The organism is Sphingobium sp. AntQ-1 (assembly GCF_028538045.1).
GTDB lineage: Bacteria > Pseudomonadota > Alphaproteobacteria > Sphingomonadales > Sphingomonadaceae > Sphingobium > Sphingobium cupriresistens.
In genome coordinates this window covers 2,100,001-2,119,851 of sequence record NZ_CP117158.1, presented here as the reverse complement: position 1 = coordinate 2,119,851, position 19,851 = coordinate 2,100,001, and the positions used below count along the sequence as shown (strand labels likewise).

The following is a 19,851-nucleotide window of genomic DNA, read 5'->3' as shown; positions in this document are numbered from 1 at the left end:
GATCCTGTTGCCGACGGCCCCGTTGCTGACGGCTTTGCTGCTGGCGAACCTGATCGCCTTCGCCCTCTTTGGCATGGACAAGCGGCGCGCCCGGCTGGGGTTGCGCCGCTTGTCCGAACGCACTCTGCTACTGTGGGCGCTGGCCGGCGGATCGGCAGGCGCGCTGGCCGGTCGGCAGTATTTTCGCCACAAGACGCGCAAACAGCCCTTCTCGACCCTGCTATGGCTGATCGTCGCGGCGCAGGCGATGGCGATCGTCGCCTGGGCTATAATATGACGTTTCAGATGTTTGAGGGAGAAATGGTGCTGCCGGTGAGGATTGAACTCACGACCTCAGCCTTACCAAGGATGCGCTCTACCACTGAGCTACGGCAGCACTCTATTTCTGTTCCGAAGCGCTGTTCGCGCTTCGGAGGCCGGGCCTATGGCCGCCCCCCGGCCCGATGTCAAGGCGGGTTGCGGCCGAGTACGCATTTTGCTTAAGCCCATGGCATGGCTGAAACGCAGGACGAGAAAAAGACGAGGCTGGCGCAGGCGCTGCGCGACAATCTGCGCCGGCGCAAGGCCCAGACGCGCGAGGCTTCGCGGGAGGGCGCAACGCCGCCTCCCGCCGAAGACCCCAAGGACTGATGCTTAGAGCGGCGCGCAGGCGGCCTTCAGCCAGGCGAGCGCGTCGCCCTCCAGTTGCGGGCCGACCAAGTCCAGCACCGCGGCATGATAGGCGTCGACCCAGGCGCGCTCCTCGCTGCTCAGCAGGTCGATGGAGATGAGGGCGCGGTCGATCGGAGCGAAGGTCAGCGTCTCGAAGCCGAGCATGTCCTTTTCCGCGCCCGGCACCGCGCGATCCTCGACCAGCACCAGATTTTCGATGCGGATGCCATATTCGCCGGTCTTGTAATAGCCCGGCTCGTTGGACAGGATCATGCCCGCCTGCAACGGCTCGTCCCCGCCGCCGAAGGTGGCGATGCGCTGCGGCCCTTCATGCACCGACAGGAAGCTGCCGACGCCATGGCCGGTGCCATGGGCGTAATCCAGCCCCTCGGCCCAGAGATACTGCCGCGCCAGCGCGTCGAGTTGGCCGCCGCGCGTCCCGTTGGGAAAGACCGCGCGGGCGAGCGCGATATGCCCTTTGAGGACCAGCGTGAAACGATGTCGCATTTCTTGCGTAGGCGTGCCGATAGCCAGGGTGCGGGTCACGTCGGTGGTGCCGTCGCGATACTGTCCGCCCGAATCGACCAGATAGAGGCTGCCCGTCTCGATCGGGCGATTAGTCTTTTCCTCGGCGCGGTAGTGGACGACCGCGCCGTTAGGCCCGGCGCCGCTGATCGTATCGAAAGACAAATCCTCCAGCAGGCCGGTGTCCTTGCGGAACGCCTCCAGACGATCGGAGGCGGAGAGTTCGGTCAGGCCGCCCTTGGGGGCTTCAACAGCGACCCAGTGGAGAAAGCGGCTGAGGGCCGCTCCGTCGCGGGCCTGCGCCGCCCTGTGCCCGGCGATTTCGGTGGCGTTCTTGATCGCCTTGGCCAGCACGGCGGGATCGCGCAGCGACAGGACGCTCGCGCCGCCCTGATCCAGCCCGGTGAAGATCGCCGCGACCGCCCGTTCAGGGTCGGCGATAACGGTCTTTCCGGCGAAATCATGAAGCGCGGCGGCGAAGTTCGCACCGTCCCTGACACGCACCGCATTGCCCAGATGCTGGACGACCGCGTCGTCCATTTTTTCCGGCGCGACATAGAGATCGGCGGTAGCATCGGCATGGACGATGGCATAGGCGAGCGCAACAGGCGTGCGCTCCACGTCCTTGCCCCGGATGTTGAAGGTCCAGGCGATCGAATCGAGCGCCGACAGCACCACCGCATCGGCCTTTTTCGATACCAGCCAGTCCGCCATGGCGGCGCGTTTTTCCGCGGCCGACTGGCCGGCGAAGCGATCGTCATGCACGACCAGCTTGGCGTCGCTGCGGGCCGGGCGATCGGGCCAGATGGCGTCGACCGGGTTGGTATCGACCGCGACCAGTTCCGCGCCCTTCTCCGCCAGCGCCTGCGTCGCCTGGCTGACCCAGGCGCGGGTGTGGAGCCAGGGGTCGTAGCCGATCCGCGCGCCCTGCCCGGCATGATCCTTGAGCCAGGCGGCGATCGAGGTCTGCGGCACGCTTTCATATTGCCAATGGGCGCCGTCAACCTGCTCGCGCACTTGCAGCGTGTAGCGGCCATCGACGAAGATCGCGGCCTCTTCCGGCAACACCACGGCGCTGCCCGCCGACCCCTGGAACCCGGTCAGCCAGGCGAGCCGCTGCGCATAGGCGCCAACATATTCGCTCATATGCTCGTCGGTCAGCGGCACCACGAAACCATCCAGCGTCTGGCGCACCAGTTGCGCGCGCAGGGCCTTCAGGCGGTCTTCATAACTGGACATCACTATTCCCTTGGATCATGTCGGGCCTCTTGCATCGGCCATCATGCCGACAACATAGAGGGGTACGCGCGCTTATTCCAGCGCATGACCCCGTCTGGACCATGGATAGTTAATGACCGATCAAATGCAGCCTCCTTCCCTGCCGCCCGTAGCCGAGCGCCGCGCGCATAGTTTCACGCATCATGGCGTCACGGTGGACGATCCTTACGCATGGCTGCGCGATCCGAATTACCCCGATGTTCAGGACAGGCAAGTGCTGGCCTATCTGGAAGCGGAGAACGGCTGGTTCGACGGAGCGATAGCGCCACACAAGCCGTTGATCGACACGTTGTTTGCGGAAATGAAGGGTCGCATCAAGGAAGACGACCAGTCGGTGCCGCAGAAGGATGGCGACTATATTTATTGGCGCGCCTTCGAAACCGGCGCGCAATATCGCAAATGGTATCGTAAGCCCGTTGTTGGCGGTGACGATGAATTGATACTGGACGAACCTGCGTTGGCGGAGGGGCATGACTATTTCCGGCTGGGCGCGATGTCGGTCAGCCCGGATGGCCGCTACCTCGCCTATGCGATCGACACTAACGGGTCCGAACGGTTCGAGGCGCGGATCAAGGATCTGTTTTCAGGCGAGATCCTGCCCGAAGTGATCCCCGACACGCTATCCTCGCTGGTGTGGACCGCGGACAGCAAGGGGCTGCTCTACGGCCTGGCCAACGAAAATTGGCGGACCGATAATGCCCGGCTGCACTGGCTGGGCCAGGATGTCGCAAGCGACGTCGAGCTGTTCCACGAGCATGACGAGGGATTCCGCGTCTCGATCGGTCTGACCTCCTCGGAAAAGTGGATCGTCATCGCGACCGGCGATCATGTGACAAGCGAAGCCTGGCTGATCCCGTCGGGTGATCCCACTGCCAAGCCCCTACTGGTCGCGGCGCGCAAGCCCGGCCGCGAATATGATGTCGATGAGCATGAGGGCACGCTCTACATCAGGACCAATGACAGCCATCCCAATTTCCGGCTGGTGAAGGCGACGCTGGCAGCGCCCGACCAGTGGGCGGAAGTGATTGCGCCCGACGATCATTTCTACCTGACGGATTTCACCCTGTTCAAAGGGTTCTACGTCACCGAAGGGCGGCAGGACGGACTGGACCAGATCGAGCTGCGCGATTATGCGACGCACGCGCCCAAGCGCATCCCCTTCCCCGAAGCCAGCTATTCGGCGTCGCTGGACGACAATCCTGAATATGACGTCACGAAGCTGCGCATCGGCTATGAATCGATGGTCACGCCCGACACCATCTACGATTATGATTTGGCGACCGGGGTGCTGGATGTCCTCAAGATGCAGGAAATCCCGTCGGGCTATGATGCGAGCCACTACGCGACCGAACGGCTGATGATCGCGGCGCGGGATGGCACGCAGATCCCGGTGTCGATCGTCTACCCCGCCGACATGCCCCGCGACGGCAGCGCGCCGCTGCATCTTTATGGCTATGGCGCCTATGGGCTGGCGATGGAGCCAGGCTTTTCCACCAGCCGGCTGTCGCTGCTCGATCGCGGCTTCGCCTTTGCGCTGGCGCATATCCGCGGCGGCGACGACCTGGGCCAACAATGGTATCTGGATGGGAAGCTGGACAAGCGGGTCAACACCTTCACCGATTTCGTGGATGTGGCGAAGGGCTTGATTGACCTGGGCTATACATCCAAGGGCCGGATCAGCATTTCGGGCGGGTCGGCCGGCGGCGAGTTGATGGGCGCGGTGGTCAATAGCGATCCCGACCTGTGGGGCGCGGTGGTGGCGCATGTGCCGTTCGTCGACGTGCTCAACACCATGCTGGACGAAACGCTTCCCTTAACGCCGGGCGAATGGCCCGAATGGGGCAATCCGATCGAGGATGAGGCCGCGTTTCACACGATCCGGTCCTATGATCCCTATACCCATGTCAGCGCGCAGGCCTATCCGCCGCTGATGGTGACGGCGGGGCTGAACGATCCGCGCGTGACCTATTGGGAGCCGGCCAAATGGGTGGCGAAGCTGCGCGCGACCAAGACCGACGATAATATCCTGCTGCTCAAGACCAACATGGGCGCGGGCCATGGCGGCAAGTCAGGGCGGTTCGAAAGCCTGCATGAAACGGCGGAAGAGTTCGCCTTCATCCTGTGGCAACTGAAGGTGGAGGGATAGTGGCCGCATCTTTCACCAAGACCTTCACCGCCCTGCCAGAACATATCGATGTGCTGGGCCATGTGAACAATGCGGTGTGGGTGCAGTGGATGGAGCAGGTGTCGGTCGAGCATTGGGAACGGGATGCCGATCCCGCCCATATCGACGCCTATATCTGGGTCGTGACCCGGCATGAGATCGACTATCGCGGCAATGTGACGCAAGGCCAGACGGTGACGGCCCGCACCTGGATTCCAGAGCCGCCACGCGGGGCGCGGTTCGACCGGATGATCGAATTCACCGGGGAGGACGGCAAGGTCAAGGTCGCCGCCAAATCCACCTGGGCGATCATCGACAAGGCGACGGGCCGTATCTTGCGCGTACCCGCAGAGGTGGCCACGAACTTCGTGGATTAAGCCTCAGGGCGTCACCACTTCGAACATATCCCCGATGCCCGGCTCGCTTGGCATCTGCTCCCGCTCCGCCGCCTGGCGGTTCCACATCAGAGCGTAGAGGCCGTCTGAGCGAACCAGATCGGCATGGCGGCCGCGTTCGACGATGACGCCCTTGTCGAGCACGATGATCTCGTCCGCGTCGACCACGGTCGACAGGCGATGCGCCACCACCAAAGTCGTGCGTTTGCGGCTGATGTCGCGCAGCACGGTCTGGATTTCCGTTTCGGTGCGGCTGTCGAGCGCGCTGGTCGCTTCGTCCAGCACCAGCACCGGCGGGTCTTTGAGCAAGGTGCGGGCGATTGCGACGCGCTGTTTTTCGCCGCCCGACAATTTGAGGCCGCGTTCGCCGACGCGGGTGTCATAGCCGCGCGCCAAGCTGAGGATGAAGTCGTGGATCGATGCCGCCTTCGCCGCGGCCTCTATCTCTTCCTGGGTCGCCCCTTCGCGGCCATAGCCGATATTATAGCCGACCGTGTCGTTGAACAGCACCATGTCCTGCGGCACGATGCCGATCGCGGCGCGTAGCGACTGTTGCGTGACCCCCGCTATGTCCTGCCCGTCGATCGACACCTGACCGCTCTGGATATCGTAGAAGCGGAACAGGATGCGGGCGATGGTGGACTTGCCTGCGCCGGACGGGCCGACGATCGCCAGCGTCTTGCCAGCCGGGACGGTAAAGCTGACATCGTGCAGGATTTCGCGTTCCGGGTCGTAGCCGAAGCGGACATGGTCGAAGCGCACGGCGCCGCCATGGGCATCAAGCATAGCCGCGCCGGGGACGTCGGCGATTTCCTGCGGCGTGTCGATCAGCTTGTACATCGCCTCCATGTCGATCAGCCCCTGGCGGATGGTGCGATAGACCATGCCGAGCAGGTCGAGCGGGCGGAACAGCTGGGACAGCAGCGTATTGACCAGCACCACGTCGCCGGTGGTGAACTGCCCCTTGCTCCAGCCCCAGACGGTATAGGCCATGGCCCCTGCCATCATCAGGTTGGTGATGAGCGACTGGCCGATATTGAGCCAGGCCAGGCTGTTTTCGCTCTTCACCGCCGCCTGGGCATAGCGGCGCATCGCCGTGCCGTAGCGGGTCGCTTCGCGCTGTTCAGCGCCGAAATATTTGACCGTCTCGAAATTCAGCAGGCTGTCGACGGCATGGGCGACGGCATTGGTGTCCATATCCACCATGTCGCGGCGCAACTGGTTGCGCCATTCGGTGACGGTGCGGGTGAAGCCGATATAGAGCGCCACCATGACGAGCGTCGCGATGACCAGGCCGGGGCCGAACTTGACGAAGAAGATGGCGCAGACCGCGACCAGCTCCAGCACGGTCGGGGCGATATTGAACAGCAGGAAATAGAGCATCGTGTCGATGCTCTTGGTCCCGCGCTCCACGATCTTGGTGACGGCGCCAGTGCGGCGGTCGAGATGGAAGCGCAAAGACAGGCGATGGAGATGGACGAACACGTCGTCGGCCAGCCGCCGCCCGGCTTCCTGCCCGACCTTTTCGAAAACGGCGTTGCGCAGATTGTCGAACAGCACGCTGCCGAAACGCGCACCGGCATAGACCGCGACCAGCGCCATGGCGAGGCCGACAGCCGGCTCCAGCCCCGGCGCCATCCGGTCGATCGCGGCCTTGTAGGCGAAGGGCATGGCGAGGCTGACGGCCTTCGCCAGCAGCACCAGCCCCATGGCGAGGGCGACCCGGCGGCGCAGCGCGGCGGAGTCCGCAGGCCAGAGATAGGGGAGGAAGCGGCGCAAGGTCGCCCAGACGGGCGGGATCGGCGCGGAAGAAGCGGTATCGGGGGGCATTGGCCGCTATGTAGTCGCTTTGGCGCGGCAATCCAATGGGATGATCCAGCCATCGGAGCAGCGCCGATCGCGCCCGCGCCGTGGCGGAAGGACGCGCTGTCGGCACAAAGCGACGCCTGCCCCCTTTTCCTTTGCGACAACGCGGGGCATGATGGGCCGGTCGAGGCGCATCGCAGGAGGCAAGGCAGGCGCATGTTCGGGTCATTATGGAATCGGATTTTCGGAAACAAAGCCGATCGCCCGGAACGCAAAGCGCCGCAGCCGACATTGGAGGCCAGTTACGACCCGGTCGCCGCGTTGCGCGACTTGGTGCGGCGCGACGTCGCGGGCGGCTTTTTCGACGATGACGCGATATTGACCAATGCGAACGACATGTTCGAGGAGGAACTGCCCCGGCCGCTGCTGCGCGTCGAAGCGTCGGCGGCGTTGCGCGTGGCGCTGGCCGAGCATCGCGCCGCCGAACAGGCCTGGTCCGAGACGACCGATTGCGACCGGCTGGACGCCGCGTTTTCCGCGCTGGAGGAACAGGGCGTGGTCGCACGGCAGAATTTCACCTGCTGCGGCACATGCGGCGCGACCGAGATCTGGGATGAGATCGAGGCGGCGCAGGATGAGGGCGTGGCGGTGGAAGGCTATGCCTTTTTCCACATGCAGGACACCGAGTCCGCGGTGGAAGGCCATGGCCTCTATCTGAACTATGGCGCGTGCGAACAGGGCGAGGAGGCCGCGGTCGCCATGGGCCATCGCATCGTCGCCGCGTTGGAGGCGCAGGGGCTGAGCACCACATGGGACGGCCGGCTGGAGCAGCGGATCAGCGTATCGCTGGACTGGAAGAAGCGGCGCAGCGTGCGCGTGCTGGAGGGGTAGCGCGCCGCGGCGGCACATATGGGTCATAGGGCGAAGTTCACACCGTTGTCGGGCTTTTTGGGCCGATTGCGCCTGCTTTGCGCGCGCGATGCGCCTGCCCCGCCCCTGACAGGCGTCGGCGACGCCACAGCGGCCCGACCCGCGACGCGCGCCCGACGCGCCTGTTGCGTCATGATCAAACGACGCGACGCCATGCCGACGCGCCCGTCCTGCCCCGGCCAAGCGTCAGCCGTGCGCCGATGCGGGCGCGTGGAGATGGCCGGCGATCGGATCGGCAAGGGCGCGGGCATGCAGCGTCAGCGCGTGGCTCCAGTCCCGGTCGAAGGCGGTGCCGGCCAGCCGACGCCGCAGGCGATGCGCGCTGGACGGCGACATGCCCGCCGCGCGCGCCGATCGGGCGACGCTGCCACAGGCGAACAGGGTGGTGAGGAAGAGGCGCTGCCGGGCCGGAGTCCAGCGCGCGCGGGCGGTGTGGGGTGCGGGTGTCTGTTCCATCCGACAGGATAGATCAGACGAAATCCTACATTGGAAGCAAATAGGATTCAGGCGGGACGAAGATGCTGGCGGAACCAGTCGGCCAGCTCTTCTTCCGAAAGCGAATCCGCCGCCAAGTCGAGGAAGGCGACGACCAGTTCGGCGTCGGTCGCATCCAGACTATAGCCATTCAGCAGCAGGAAGGTTTCGCTGACCACCGCCGCAATCCGCTTGTTGCCATCAACGAACGGGTGGTTGCGCGCCAGGCCATAGGCATAGGCGGCGGCCAGTGCGGCAGCATCGGGATCACCATAATGGGCGAGTTGCTGCAGCCGGGCCATGGCGCTTTCGAACAGACCGCGATCGCGCATCGCGTCGCCTCCTCCGCCATGTTCGGCGATCTGTTCGGCATGGGCGGCCATCGCCACGGCCAGCGTGACCCAGACCCAATCATCCTGCGCCATTATTTGGCGAGTTCGCGCAGCGCCCGCTTGCGTCGCGCCATCACATCACGCGCGGCCGCCATCTGCGCATCGAAGTCCGGCTCGGCGGCCGACAGTTCGATCCCGCGCGGGGTGACGACGACGGAGAGGCTATCCCCGGCAGCGGCGTTAAGATGCGCCAACAACTCCTTGGGCAGGATCACCCCGGCGCTGTTGCCGATCTTCGTGATTTTGAGGGGCGTGTTCATACGGGGGTTATAACATGGTGGAGTGCCCGGATCAATCAGGGTTCATCGTAGAAACCCACGACATTGCTTATCGCTTTGGTGCTGGCGCACCTCTGAGCAAACCTTCCGTACTCAAATCTTCGTCAATCTCTGGCCAATGGATGCCATAACCGCCACCGGCGACTTCCCATATCTTCCGCTGAGCAGGCGCGGCTTGGGCCAGGCGCGGATACCATGCCAAAGGCACGGAAATGGTGCGGCCGTCCATCAAGTCGACGATCAGGCTGTCATCGTCGCAGCGGACATCGGCCACGCGCTCGTCGGTGATCCTAGCCGAAATATTCATGCCATGCCTCCAGCAACCGACTGCGATGCGCCGCGACCATGGCTATTATGCCATTGATCTCCGACCGACGAAAGCCGGTGTTCTTCGCCATCGCAACCGGTTCGAGCCAGACTTTCATCGACGAGCCGCCCTTGTCGATATGGACATGGGGCGGCTCGTTCGGCTCATGGCTGTAGAAGTAGAAGCGATAGCCATCGAAGCGGAAGAAGGTCGGTATCAGCATATCCCCTATAATGAGGCCGAGCCACCTACCGCAGACATTAGCGTCAGAGGCGCGAACTAAAGCTCACGCATCAATCATGCTCCCTGCCGCCAGCGCCCATATACAGCTCGCTGCCGCTGTCCTTGAAGACTTTACTCATCTCTTCCATGCCCTTGAGCGCGGCCGCCTTGCTGGCGGCGGCGGTTTGCGCGCCGGTGGGGCCGGTGGCGATGAAGCCTTCGACGCTCTGGTTCTGTTTGGCGGCGAAATCGCGGACTTCCTGGCTGATCTGCATCGAGCAGAATTTGGGGCCGCACATGGAGCAGAAATGGGCGCTCTTCGCCCCTTCGGCCGGCAGCGTCTGGTCGTGATATTGTTCGGCCGTTTCGGGGTCGAGCGACAGGTTGAACTGGTCGCGCCAGCGGAATTCGAAACGGGCGCGGCTCAAGGCATCGTCGCGAACCCTGGCGGCCGGGTGGCCCTTGGCCAGGTCGGCGGCGTGGGCGGCGAGTTTGTACGTCACGACGCCGACCTTCACATCGTCACGGTCGGGCAGGCCCAGATGCTCCTTGGGCGTGACATAGCAGAGCATCGCCGTGCCGTACCAGCCGATCATCGCCGCGCCGATGCCCGACGTGATATGGTCATAACCCGGCGCGATATCGGTGGTGAGCGGCCCCAGCGTGTAGAAGGGCGCTTCGCCGCAGACCTGCAACTGCTTGTCCATATTCTCCTTGATCTTGTGCATGGGCACATGGCCCGGCCCTTCGATCATCACCTGCACATCCTGTTTCCAGGCGCGGTGGGTCAGTTCGCCCAGCGTGTAGAGTTCGGAGAATTGCGCTTCGTCATTGGCGTCGGCGATCGATCCGGGGCGCAGGCCATCACCCAGGCTGTAGGCGATGTCATAGGCCTTCATGATCTCCGTGATGTCGTCGAAATGCTCGTAGAGGAAGCTTTCCTTGTGATGGGCGAGGCACCATTTCGCCATGATCGAGCCGCCGCGCGAAACGATGCCAGTGACACGCTTGGCCGCCATGGGGATATAGGCGAGGCGGACGCCCGCATGGATGGTGAAATAATCGACGCCCTGCTCGGCCTGCTCGATCAGCGTGTCGCGGAAAATCTCCCAGGTCAGGTCTTCGGCGACGCCGCCGACCTTTTCCAATGCCTGATAGATGGGCACAGTGCCGATCGGGACGGGCGAATTGCGCAGGATCCATTCGCGCGTGTCGTGGATGTTGCGGCCGGTGGACAGGTCCATGACGGTGTCCGCGCCCCAGCGGATCGACCAGACCAGCTTGTCGACTTCGGAGGCGACGTCGGAGGCGACGGCGCTGTTGCCGATATTGGCGTTGATCTTGACCAGGAAATTGCGGCCGATCGCCATCGGTTCGGATTCGGGGTGGTTGATATTATTGGGGATGATGGCGCGGCCGCGGGCGATTTCGTCGCGGACAAATTCGGGCGTCACATAGTCGGGGATGGACGCGCCGAAGCTTTCGCCGTCGCGGACATATTCAGCGAGGCGGGCGCGACCGAGATTCTCGCGCTCCGCCACATATTCCATTTCCGGCGTGATGATGCCGCGACGGGCATAGTGCATCTGGGAGACGTTGGCGCCGGGCTTGGCGCGCAGCGGGCGCTTGACCAGGTTCGGGAAGGGCTGGACGCCGCCGGACCTGTCGGGGCCTTTCAGGCCGTTATCCTCCGGCTTGATTGCGCGCGCATCATATTCCTCAACATCGCCGCGCGCCATGATCCAGTCGCGGCGCAACTGGGGCAGGCCGGCCATGATGTCGATACGGGCGTCCGGGTCGCTATAGGGACCGGACGTGTCATAGACACGGACCGGCGGCTCGCCGCTGCCCGGTTCCAGATGGATTTCGCGCATCGCAACCTTGAGCGGGCCGACATGGATTTTCTTCGACCCGCGAATGGGGCCGGTAGTGACGCGCATTTCGGTGCGGGCGGGGACATCTGCCATGAGGATACCTTTCAGACGGAAAGCGTGGCGCGGCCGGTAAGGCCTGCGAGGAAGAGGAGAAGACCGAGTATCAGGGCGATCAGTGCCCAGGTGCGGATGAAATTCGTCGACCAGTGGCCGATGCGGATGAGCGGACCGGGTACGGCGAGCAAGGTCGCGCCTTCGATCAGGGCGACATAGCCGACCAAGCTGACGATAATGGCGAGCGGGTCGGTCCAGATGCTGTGAACCAGCACCAGGGTCGCGCCGACAGCAAAGACGGCGAAGCCCAGTGCGACGACCAGGCCCGGCGACCGGTTGAGATCATCCATCACCGCGCGCCAGCGCTGCGGACTGGCCAGTCCGCCCAGGCCGATGACGATCATGTAGAGGCCGATAATCTCCGCCAGGCGCAGCGTCAGAACCGAAATTGTGTCCATGGGTCCGCCTTTCTTCGCCTCTTCACAAGGGCGACGGGCGGGTGCGGTCTGCTGGTCCAACAAGCCGTCCCTCCCTACGCCGGTCTCAACCAGATCAGGTTCAACGGGTCGCGGTCCAATCAACCGCCTCTCAACCGTCTATGGACGGTCCCCCGGGGATGCTGGACAGGATAGGGACGAACGGCCACAAGGTCCAGCACCATATGTTCGACACCCCACCGCCCCCGGATCTGTCCACCAAAGCGGGCCGCAAGGCCTGGCGGCGCGAGATGCGCATGGTCGCGGTGCGGCCGCGCCGCTGGGGGCTGTGGTTGCTGACGCTCGGCTTCCTGCTGCTGATGGCGCCTGCCGCCTTTGGCCTGCACAGCCTGTGGGGCTGGTCGCCCACGTTTATCGGGAGCCTGTTGATGCTGGGCGCGTTACCCCTGCTGGTCGCGGGCGCGCGGTTGCGGCGGCGCTATCGGCAGGGACGGATGGGCCGGCCAAAGGAGGACGGGTCGTGAAAAAGAGGATTTTATTGTTGGTGACTGCGGCTTTGTTGACCGGCGCCGGCGCGCCCCCTTCGCCTGTTTCGGCCCCTGCCCCGGCGGACGACCCGTTCCTATGGCTGGAGGATTGGACCGGCCCCCGCGCAATGCAATGGGTGGAGGCGGAGAATAAGGCGACGGTCGCGACCCTGCAAGGCGATCCGCGCTATGCCGGTTATTTCAAGGATGCGTTGGCGATCGCATCGGCCAAGGACCGGATCGCCATGCCGATGCTGATCCACGGCCGGGTCTATAATGTCTGGCGCGACACCGATCATCCGCAGGGCATATGGCGCTATACCAGCGAGGCTGATTATGCGACCGATGCGCCGCGCTGGACGACGGTGCTGGACCTGGACGCGCTGTCGAAGGCCGATGGCAAGAAATGGGTGTGGAAGGGCGCATCCATCCTGGACCCCGACGAGCGGCTGGCGCTGATCCATTTGTCCGATGGCGGCGAGGATGCCGTGACCCTGCGCGAGTTCGATCTGGTGACCGGGCAGTTCGTGGAGGGCGGGTTCGCCATTCCCACCTCCAAACAGAATGAGGACTGGCTGGACAAGGACACGATCCTGCTCGCCCGCGATTGGGGCGCCGATGCACAGGGGGGCAGCATGACGGCGTCGGGCTATCCCTTCGTGGTGAAGACATTGAAGCGCGGGCAGCCGCTGTCCTCCGCACAGGAAATCTATCGCGGCGCGCCCAGCGATCAGGTCGGGACCTTTCCCATGGTCCTGTCGGATGGCGCGGGCAATCGCGCCGCTTTCCTCTATCGCGGCGTCACCTTTTTCGGCAACGAAACCTATCTCGTCACCGCCGATGGCGTGAAGAAGCTCCCCCTGCCGGCCAAGAGCCAGTTGCAGGGCATGGTACAGGGTCAGGTGCTGATCCAGACCAGTCAGGACTGGGCCAGTGGCGGCGTGAGCGTACCGACGGGATCGCTGGCGGCGGTGCCGTTGAAGGCGCTGCAATCCGGCGAGACATTGAAGCCGCAAATTCTGTTCGCGCCCAATGCGCGCCAGTCGATCGATGGGGTGACGGCGACGAAGGACCGGGTGATCCTGGCCATCAACGACAATGTGCGCGGACGAGTGCAGGTGCTGACGCCGGGCAAGGACAGGTGGACGACGACGCCCGTCGCCCTGCCCGACAATGCGACCATCTCGATCGCGACCGCCACTCACAAGAGCGACAAGGCCTATCTGTCGGTCGCCGGCTTCCTGGCGCCGACGACGCTCTGGGCGATCGACGCGGCAAACCCCGCCGCGCCGCGCCAGGTGAAGGCGATGCCTGCGCGGTTCGATGCCGCTGGCCTGGCGGTCGATCAGTTCGAGGCGACATCGACCGACGGGACGAAAATCCCCTATTTCATCGTTCACCGCAAGGATATGAAGCCGGACGGCTCCACCCCGACGATCATGACCGCCTATGGCGGATTCGAGGTGCCGATGACGCCCAGCTATGCGGCGATCACCGGCAAGCTGTGGCTGGAACGGGGCAACAGTTTCGTGCTGGCCAATATCCGTGGCGGTGGCGAGTTCGGCCCGGCCTGGCATGAGGCGGGACTGAAGACCAAGCGGCAGATCATCTATGATGATTTCGCGGCGGTGGCGCAGGATATTTTTGCGCGCAAATTATCGTCGCCCAGGAAATTCGGTATCTATGGCGGGTCCAACGGCGGCCTGTTGATGGGGGTGGCGTTCAACCAGCATCCCGACCTCTGGAACGCGGTAACGATCCAGGTGCCTTTGCTGGATATGGTGCGCTACGAGCAGATCGCGGCCGGCGCGTCCTGGGTCGACGAATATGGCAGCGTAGCGGTGCCGGAGGAGAAGGCGTTTCTGGAAAAGATTTCGCCCTATGCGAACATCCGCCGCGAGTTGAAATATCCGGTGCCGTATATCTGGACGACAACCAAGGACGACCGGGTCGGTCCGCAACATGCCCGGAAATTCGCGGCGCGGCTTAAGGATTATGGGCTGCCCTATTATTTCTACGAAGACACGGCCGGCGGGCATAGCGGGGACGCGGACATAGCGCAGGGCGCGCGGTTGCAGGCGATGCAGCTGGTGTATTTCAGTCGGCAGCTGGAAGGCGCTGACCGGTGATGGGGTGGATGGTGAGGCGGCTGGATGGGCCGCCTTTCCATCTGCCGATGGCGCGAAGAGCAGGGTAAGCATCCGGTGAGAACCGCGGATCAGGCGGCTTTGCGTTGATCGTCTTTTGCGCGCCAGTTCCAGGGAAGCAGTTCGTGGAGACGGCTCTGTGGGATGTCTGCGATCTGCGTGAGAACATCGGCGAGCCAGGCCTGGGGATCGATGTCGTTGAGCTTCGCCGTGCCGATGAGGCTCAGCATGAAGGCCGTGCGTTGGCCCCCGCGGTCTGACCCAGCGAAGAGCCATGATTTTCTGCCAAGGGCAATGCCCCTGAGCGCTCGTTCAGCTGCGTTGTTCGTGAGGCAGATGCGGCCGTCGCCGAGGAAGGCAGTAAATGCAGGCCATGCCTTGAGCATATAATCCATGGCCTCGGCCACATCGCTGTTCTTCGATAGCTTTGACCGGTTGTCGCGCATCCATTCTTCCAGATCGGCAACCAGCGGTGCGCTGAGTTCCTGCCGAAGGGCGAGACGCTCCTGTGCCGGTCTGCTGTTGATGGCGCGCTCGATGTCGAAGATCACGTCGATACGGCGGACCGCCTCCACCGCCAGCGGCGAGATGGCGGCCTTTTTGCGGCGCTTCTTGAGCTGCGCGGCGACATCGGCCAGCTCGAAGAAATAGCGGCGCGCATGGCTCCAGCACGGGGCGCGGGTCAGTGGCGCTGGCAGTCTGTCGGCGTGGAACAGCGCATTATATCCGGCATAGGCATCGGCCTGGAGAATGCCTCTCCAACTGCGCAGATGGCTCACAGGATGTTCGCCCCGCCGGTCACGGGAATAATGGAAGATCGCCGCTGGCGGTGCCGGTCCGCCAAAAGGTCGATCATCCCGGACATAGGTCCAGATCCGGCCCGTATCGGTCTTGGTCTTCGCCAGCACTGGCACCGTCGTATCGTCGCCATGCAGTCGCTCTGCGGCCAGGACATGCGCCTCGATCAACAGATAGAGTGGCATCAGCGCAGCGGTGCAGGTGCCGACCTGGTCGGCCAGGGTCGAAAGGCTCAGTTCCACGCCCTCGCGGGCGTAGCGGTCACGCTGGCGGTTGAGCGGCTGATGCGCGCCGAACTTCTCGAACAACAGCATCGCCAGGAAGCTGGGGCCAAATAGCCCGCGGGGCGTCACATGGAACGGCGCCGGGGGTTGGCTGATCTTCTCACAATCCCGGCAGGAGAACTTCTCCCGCACGGTCTGGATCACCTTCCACTGGCGCGGCACGACCTCAAGTGTCTCGGTGATATCCTCACCCAGCTTGCACAGCCGATCCGAGCCGCAGCAGGGGCAGGCATCGGGCGCAGCGATGACAACGCGCTCGCGCGGTAAATGCTCGGGCAAGGGCTTGCGCGCGGGCCGCTTGCGCTCGAACGGCGCGACATTGGTCTTCGCTGCCGCCAAAGCGGCCAACGCCTCGTCTTCGCTGGCAGCGGTCTCGCACTCCTCGAACGTCAGCTCCATCTGGTCGAGCAGATGGCGCGTGCGTTCGGATCGCTGACCAAAAAGGGTGCGGCGCATCTTCTCGTTTTGCAGTTGGAGAAGGGCGTTGCGGGCTTCCAGGTCCGCGTTGATCGCCTTTATGCGGGCGACTTCAGCGGCGACAGCCTGGGCTGCGGCAAGCTGCGCGCGAAGGCTCTGGATCTCTGCTTGCGCCGCGTCACCCATGCCCAAAGGCATAGCAGAAAAGCACCGGAATCTCTAGCTTTTTAGCTCTCCGGCATCGATTATCCGGCCAATGTCGGCCGCCAGGTTGCTTGCGGATTACGCCAGTCGATCGCCTCCAGCATGCAAGCCAACTGGGAGGCGGAGATGGCAATTACCCCATCTACAGCCGATGGCCAGATATACTTCCCCCGCTCCAGGCGTTTGGCATAGAGCGACATGCCAACGCCATCATGCCACAGGATCTTGCACAGGTCGCCACGGCGCCCTCGGAAGACATAGAGATCACCGGCATGGGGATCCCGCCTGAAACTCTGCTGCACCTGCAGGGCCAGGCTGCGCATGCCGCGCCGCATGTCCGTGTGCCCCGTTGCGATCCATATCCGAACGCCTGAGGGTACAGGGATCACGGCTTGACTGACCGCAGCACTGCCGACACCAACCCAGGCGATGCGCCAGCGGGAATGCGCACGATCGCCCGCTCGAACTCCACGATGATCGGCGATCCGCTCACTGGCATCGGATCGGGCTGCACCTGCATTTCTGCAAAGCCCTGCGCTGCCTGCCCCATCTGCCGCCGCCATCTGTAGATCTGGTTCGGCCGTAGGTCAGCACGGCGGGCAATCTCCGCCACGTTCGCCCCGGGAGCCGAAACAGCCGCGACCAACTCGCGCTTCTGCTGGTCCGTCCATACTCGCCGCCGCTCCGGGCCTGAAATTACCGTGATCTGACCCATCGCACCGTCCCTAATACCGGTGCAAACACCAGCGCTTGCACCGGTGCCATCTCGAAATATCAGCCGATCACCGCAAGGCGGCCCTCACCGGAGCGATACAGAGCAGGCGATAAAAAACCCCGTTTTGTGGGCGGGGTTGTGGTGCGATGGCCCCCGCTTTTACGGGGGCGGCGCAAGGCCTCAGCACGCTGCGTTCGGTAATGCTTTATGTTGGTTGCGGGAGCAGGATTTGAACCTGCGACCTTCAGGTTATGAGCCTGACGAGCTACCGGGCTGCTCCATCCCGCGTCACCAACGGTAAAAGGGCGACCTTTTGGGTCGCCCTTTTATGAGACTTATGAATGGGTTTTATGTTTGTCCGATATATGCGCGAGCTTCAATGCCTGGCGACGCCCTACTCTTCCAGTGCTTGAGCAATAGTACCATCGGCGCAGACTGGTTTCACGGCCGAGTTCGGGATGGGATCGGGTGGGTCACAGACGCTATGGTCACCAAGCAATGAAGCTGGCGCATATATGGGTTTTTGATCGATGCCGTGCACATGAGTATTTGCTTGCCAAACACGGCAACAGCCGCGTTTGGTGTATGTTTTGTAAGCGTATATCTGGGCTGGCTTAACAACCTGCGATCGCCGAGCTTTGCTGTTTCCAGCATTGTCGTTGATGGTGGGACTCTGCGGTTCACAAGTGAACCGTTTAAGCGCGAATAGGACAATTAGTATCGGTTAGCTTCATGCGTTACCGCACTTCCACATCCGATCTATCAAGGTCGTGGTCTTCGACCGTCCTGAGAAATCTTATCTTGAGGGAGGCTTCCCGCTTAGATGCTTTCAGCGGTTATCCCGTCCATACATAGCTACCCAGCTGCGCTCCTGGCGGAACGACTGGTACACCAGAGGTATGTTCAACCCGGTCCTCTCGTACTAGGGTCAACTCCTCTCAAATTTCGACGCCCACGGCAGATAGGGACCAAACTGTCTCGCGACGTTCTGAACCCAGCTCACGTACCACTTTAATTGGCGAACAGCCAAACCCTTGGGACCTGCTCCAGCCCCAGGATGTGATGAGCCGACATCGAGGTGCCAAACGATTCCGTCGATATGAGCTCTTGGGAATCATCAGCCTGTTATCCCCGGCGTACCTTTTATCCGTTGAGCGATGGCCCTTCCACGAGGGACCACCGGATCACTATGACCGACTTTCGTCTCTGCTCGACTTGTCAGTCTCGCAGTCAGGCGGGCTTATGCCATTGCACTCTAACAGACGGTTTCCAACCGTCCTGAGCCCACCATCGCGCGCCTCCGTTACTCTTTAGGAGGCGACCGCCCCAGTCAAACTACCCACCACAGAGGGTCCCTGTACCGGATAACGGTACGAGGTTAGACATCAGAAAACAGCAGGGTGGTATTTCACCTATGGCTCCACATCAACTGGCGTCGATGCTTCAAAGCCTCCCACCTATGCTACACAGCTCTTTCCTAATGCCACTCTGAAGTTGCAGTAAAGGTGCACGGGGTCTTTCCGTCTAACCGCGGGTACTCCGCATCTTCACGGAGAATTCAATTTCGCTGAGCATATCCTGGAGACAGTGGGGAAGTCGTTACGCCATTCGTGCAGGTCGGAACTTACCCGACAAGGAATTTCGCTACCTTAGGACCGTTATAGTTACGGCCGCCGTTTACCTGGGCTTCAATTCAGAGCTTGCACTCCTCCTCTTAACCTTCAGGCACCGGGCAGGCGTCAGGCCCTATACGTCGTCTTGAAGCCGACTTAGCAGAGCCCTGTGTTTTTGCTAAACAGTCGCTACCCCCTGGCCTGTGCCCCCCACAAGAGCTTGCGCTTATGTGGGGCCTCCTTCTTCCGAAGGTACGGAGGCAATTTGCCGAGTTCCTTCAGGATACTTCTCTCAAACGCCTTGGTATACTCTACCATTCCACCTGTGTCGGTTTAGGGTACGGTCTATACGGAGGGGCTATTTCCTGGGACAACTTCACAGCCTGGAGCAATCCAATAAGCCCAGACCATTTACGCCATCCGTCACACACCTCCAGGCCCACGAATATTAACGTGGTTCCCATCGACTACCCCCTTCGGGCTCGTCTTAGGGGCCGGCTTACCCTGCTCAGATTAGCTTTAAGCAGGAACCCTTGGAATTTCGGCGACAGTGCATCTCACACTGTTAATCGCTACTCATGTCTGCATTCGCACTTCCGATACCTCCACGGTCGGTTACCCTCCCGCTTCAACGGCCTACGGAACGCTCCGCTACCGCTTGGATCAAAGATCCAAACCCTAAGCTTCGGTGCATCACTTTAGCCCCGTTACATCTTCGCCGCAGGATCTCTTGTTTAGACCAGTGAGCTGTTACGCTTTCTTTAAAGGATGGCTGCTTCTAAGCCAACCTCCTGGTTGTTTTGGAAATCCCACATGCTTTCCCACTTAGTGATGACTTGGGGACCTTAGCTGTAGGTTAGGGCTGTTTCCCTTTTGACGACGGACCTTAGCACCCGCCGTCTGTCTGCCGGACTAGACTCGTTGGTATTCGGAGTTTGGTTAGTGTTGGTAGATCTCGCGACCCCCGCAACCATCCAGTGCTCTACCCCCAACGGCAATCATCCGACGCTCTACCTCAATAGATTTCGCGGAGAACCAGCTATTTCCCGGCTTGATTGGCCTTTCACCCCTAAGCACAACTCATCCGACAATTTTTCAACATTGAACGGTTCGGTCCTCCAGTGCGTGTTACCGCACCTTCAACCTGGTCATGCATAGATCGCCGGGTTTCGGGTCTAATGCATCAAACTATGGTCGCCCTGTTCAGACTCGCTTTCGCTGCGCCTACACCTAACGGCTTAAGCTTGCTTGATACACTAAGTCACAGACCCATTATGCAAGAGGTACGCGGTCAGGTCTCGCCTATCCGAAGATATTGGGACCCTCCCACTGCTTGTAGGCATCCGGTTTCAGGTACTG

19 protein-coding genes, 2 tRNA genes, 2 rRNA genes and 1 riboswitch (1 of these 24 only partly in view) are annotated in these 19,851 nt (G+C 62.4%); of the genes, 7 read left to right on the top strand and 16 right to left on the bottom strand.

The window, feature by feature from the left end; genetic code table 11:
- Positions 1-7: 7 nt before the first annotated feature.
- On the top strand, positions 8-277 hold the full coding sequence (locus sphantq_RS10630) for a DUF1294 domain-containing protein (protein ID WP_336314423.1): 270 nt from the start codon (positions 8-10) through the stop codon (positions 275-277).
- Positions 278-301: 24 nt separating this feature from the next.
- Here the strand turns inward: sphantq_RS10630 and sphantq_RS10625 are convergent.
- Positions 302-376, bottom strand: a tRNA-Thr gene (locus sphantq_RS10625).
- A 116-nt stretch (positions 377-492) separates the two neighbouring features.
- Here sphantq_RS10625 and sphantq_RS10620 point away from each other — a divergent pair.
- Positions 493-630 carry a hypothetical protein gene (locus sphantq_RS10620; protein WP_165363661.1) on the top strand — a complete coding sequence of 46 codons (138 nt, stop codon included), beginning with the start codon at positions 493-495 and terminating at the stop codon, positions 628-630.
- Positions 631-633: 3 nt separating this feature from the next.
- On the opposite strand, the gene sphantq_RS10615 is transcribed toward sphantq_RS10620, so the two are convergent.
- Positions 634-2,415, bottom strand: coding sequence for an aminopeptidase P family protein (locus sphantq_RS10615; RefSeq protein ID WP_272798476.1), 1,782 nt, complete (start codon positions 2,413-2,415; stop codon positions 634-636).
- Positions 2,416-2,527: 112 nt separating this feature from the next.
- Between sphantq_RS10615 and sphantq_RS10610 the strand changes: the two genes are divergently transcribed.
- On the top strand, positions 2,528-4,600 hold the full coding sequence (locus sphantq_RS10610; protein WP_272798475.1) for a S9 family peptidase: 2,073 nt from the start codon (positions 2,528-2,530) through the stop codon (positions 4,598-4,600).
- Positions 4,600-4,995 carry an acyl-CoA thioesterase gene (locus sphantq_RS10605; protein ID WP_066598982.1) on the top strand — a complete coding sequence of 132 codons (396 nt, stop codon included), beginning with the start codon at positions 4,600-4,602 and terminating at the stop codon, positions 4,993-4,995. Before sphantq_RS10610 ends, sphantq_RS10605 begins: the two co-directional genes overlap by 1 nt.
- A 3-nt stretch (positions 4,996-4,998) precedes the next feature.
- Here the strand turns inward: sphantq_RS10605 and sphantq_RS10600 are convergent, their stop codons facing one another.
- Positions 4,999-6,843, bottom strand: a complete 1,845-nt coding sequence (locus sphantq_RS10600) for an ABCB family ABC transporter ATP-binding protein/permease (protein WP_066598981.1) — start codon at positions 6,841-6,843, stop codon at positions 4,999-5,001.
- Between the two features lie 192 nt (positions 6,844-7,035).
- On the opposite strand from sphantq_RS10600, the gene sphantq_RS10595 reads away from it, so the two are divergent.
- Entirely contained in the window at positions 7,036-7,710 is a 675-nt protein-coding gene (locus tag sphantq_RS10595; protein ID WP_272798474.1) for a DUF6891 domain-containing protein, read from the top strand.
- A 225-nt stretch (positions 7,711-7,935) separates the two neighbouring features.
- Here sphantq_RS10595 and sphantq_RS10590 read toward each other — a convergent pair whose 3' ends face one another.
- The 7 genes from sphantq_RS10590 to sphantq_RS10560 all read right to left on the bottom strand — a co-directional run bounded on the left by sphantq_RS10590 (position 7,936) and on the right by sphantq_RS10560 (position 11,808).
- On the bottom strand, positions 7,936-8,205 hold the full coding sequence (locus sphantq_RS10590) for a LysR family transcriptional regulator (RefSeq protein ID WP_272798473.1): 270 nt from the start codon (positions 8,203-8,205) through the stop codon (positions 7,936-7,938).
- 47 nt (positions 8,206-8,252) lie between these two features.
- A complete protein-coding gene (locus sphantq_RS10585) occupies positions 8,253-8,648 on the bottom strand; it encodes a type II toxin-antitoxin system death-on-curing family toxin (protein ID WP_272798472.1) in 396 nt (131 codons plus the stop codon).
- A complete protein-coding gene (locus sphantq_RS10580) occupies positions 8,648-8,875 on the bottom strand; it encodes an AbrB/MazE/SpoVT family DNA-binding domain-containing protein (protein WP_066598973.1) in 228 nt (75 codons plus the stop codon). Before sphantq_RS10580 ends, sphantq_RS10585 begins: the two co-directional genes overlap by 1 nt.
- 67 nt (positions 8,876-8,942) lie before the next feature.
- A complete protein-coding gene (locus tag sphantq_RS10575; protein ID WP_066598971.1) occupies positions 8,943-9,200 on the bottom strand; it encodes a DUF2442 domain-containing protein in 258 nt (85 codons plus the stop codon).
- Positions 9,184-9,423 carry a DUF4160 domain-containing protein gene (locus sphantq_RS10570; protein ID WP_272798471.1) on the bottom strand — a complete coding sequence of 80 codons (240 nt, stop codon included), beginning with the start codon at positions 9,421-9,423 and terminating at the stop codon, positions 9,184-9,186. Before sphantq_RS10570 ends, sphantq_RS10575 begins: the two co-directional genes overlap by 17 nt.
- Before the next feature lie 70 nt (positions 9,424-9,493).
- Positions 9,494-11,389 carry a phosphomethylpyrimidine synthase ThiC gene (gene thiC, locus sphantq_RS10565; RefSeq protein ID WP_129927460.1) on the bottom strand — a complete coding sequence of 632 codons (1,896 nt, stop codon included), beginning with the start codon at positions 11,387-11,389 and terminating at the stop codon, positions 9,494-9,496.
- Between the two features lie 11 nt (positions 11,390-11,400).
- Positions 11,401-11,808 (bottom strand): DUF2065 family protein, encoded by a 408-nt coding sequence (locus sphantq_RS10560; RefSeq protein WP_066598964.1) that lies wholly within the window; start codon positions 11,806-11,808, stop codon positions 11,401-11,403.
- Positions 11,809-11,862: 54 nt separating this feature from the next.
- A riboswitch (TPP riboswitch) is annotated at positions 11,863-11,973 on the bottom strand.
- Between sphantq_RS10560 and sphantq_RS10555 the strand changes: the two genes are divergently transcribed.
- Together sphantq_RS10555 and sphantq_RS10550 are read left to right on the top strand one after the other, a co-directional pair.
- Entirely contained in the window at positions 11,967-12,311 is a 345-nt protein-coding gene (locus sphantq_RS10555; protein WP_244884315.1) for a hypothetical protein, read from the top strand. It overlaps the preceding riboswitch by 7 nt.
- Positions 12,308-14,443: a prolyl oligopeptidase family serine peptidase gene (locus sphantq_RS10550; RefSeq protein WP_272798470.1), complete on the top strand. Its 2,136-nt coding sequence runs from the start codon at positions 12,308-12,310 to the stop codon at positions 14,441-14,443. Before sphantq_RS10555 ends, sphantq_RS10550 begins: the two co-directional genes overlap by 4 nt.
- A gap of 89 nt (positions 14,444-14,532) precedes the next feature.
- On the opposite strand, the gene tnpC is transcribed toward sphantq_RS10550, so the two are convergent.
- The 6 genes from tnpC to sphantq_RS10520 form a co-directional block, all read right to left on the bottom strand.
- The gene (tnpC, locus tag sphantq_RS10545; RefSeq protein ID WP_272798469.1) at positions 14,533-16,146 is read right to left on the bottom strand and encodes an IS66 family transposase; all 1,614 of its coding nucleotides are present in this window, start codon (positions 16,144-16,146) and stop codon (positions 14,533-14,535) included.
- A 59-nt stretch (positions 16,147-16,205) separates the two neighbouring features.
- Positions 16,206-16,487, bottom strand: a complete 282-nt coding sequence (tnpB, locus tag sphantq_RS10540) for an IS66 family insertion sequence element accessory protein TnpB (protein ID WP_006956380.1) — start codon at positions 16,485-16,487, stop codon at positions 16,206-16,208.
- A 62-nt stretch (positions 16,488-16,549) separates the two neighbouring features.
- Complete coding sequence (locus sphantq_RS10535) at positions 16,550-16,879, bottom strand: transposase (protein ID WP_272798468.1); 330 nt, start codon at positions 16,877-16,879, stop codon at positions 16,550-16,552.
- Positions 16,880-17,090: 211 nt separating this feature from the next.
- A tRNA-Met gene (locus sphantq_RS10530) sits at positions 17,091-17,167 on the bottom strand.
- Positions 17,168-17,260: 93 nt separating this feature from the next.
- A 5S ribosomal RNA gene (gene rrf, locus sphantq_RS10525) occupies positions 17,261-17,375 on the bottom strand.
- 199 nt (positions 17,376-17,574) lie between these two features.
- A 23S ribosomal RNA gene (locus sphantq_RS10520) occupies positions 17,575-19,851 on the bottom strand; it runs 546 nt beyond the window's last position.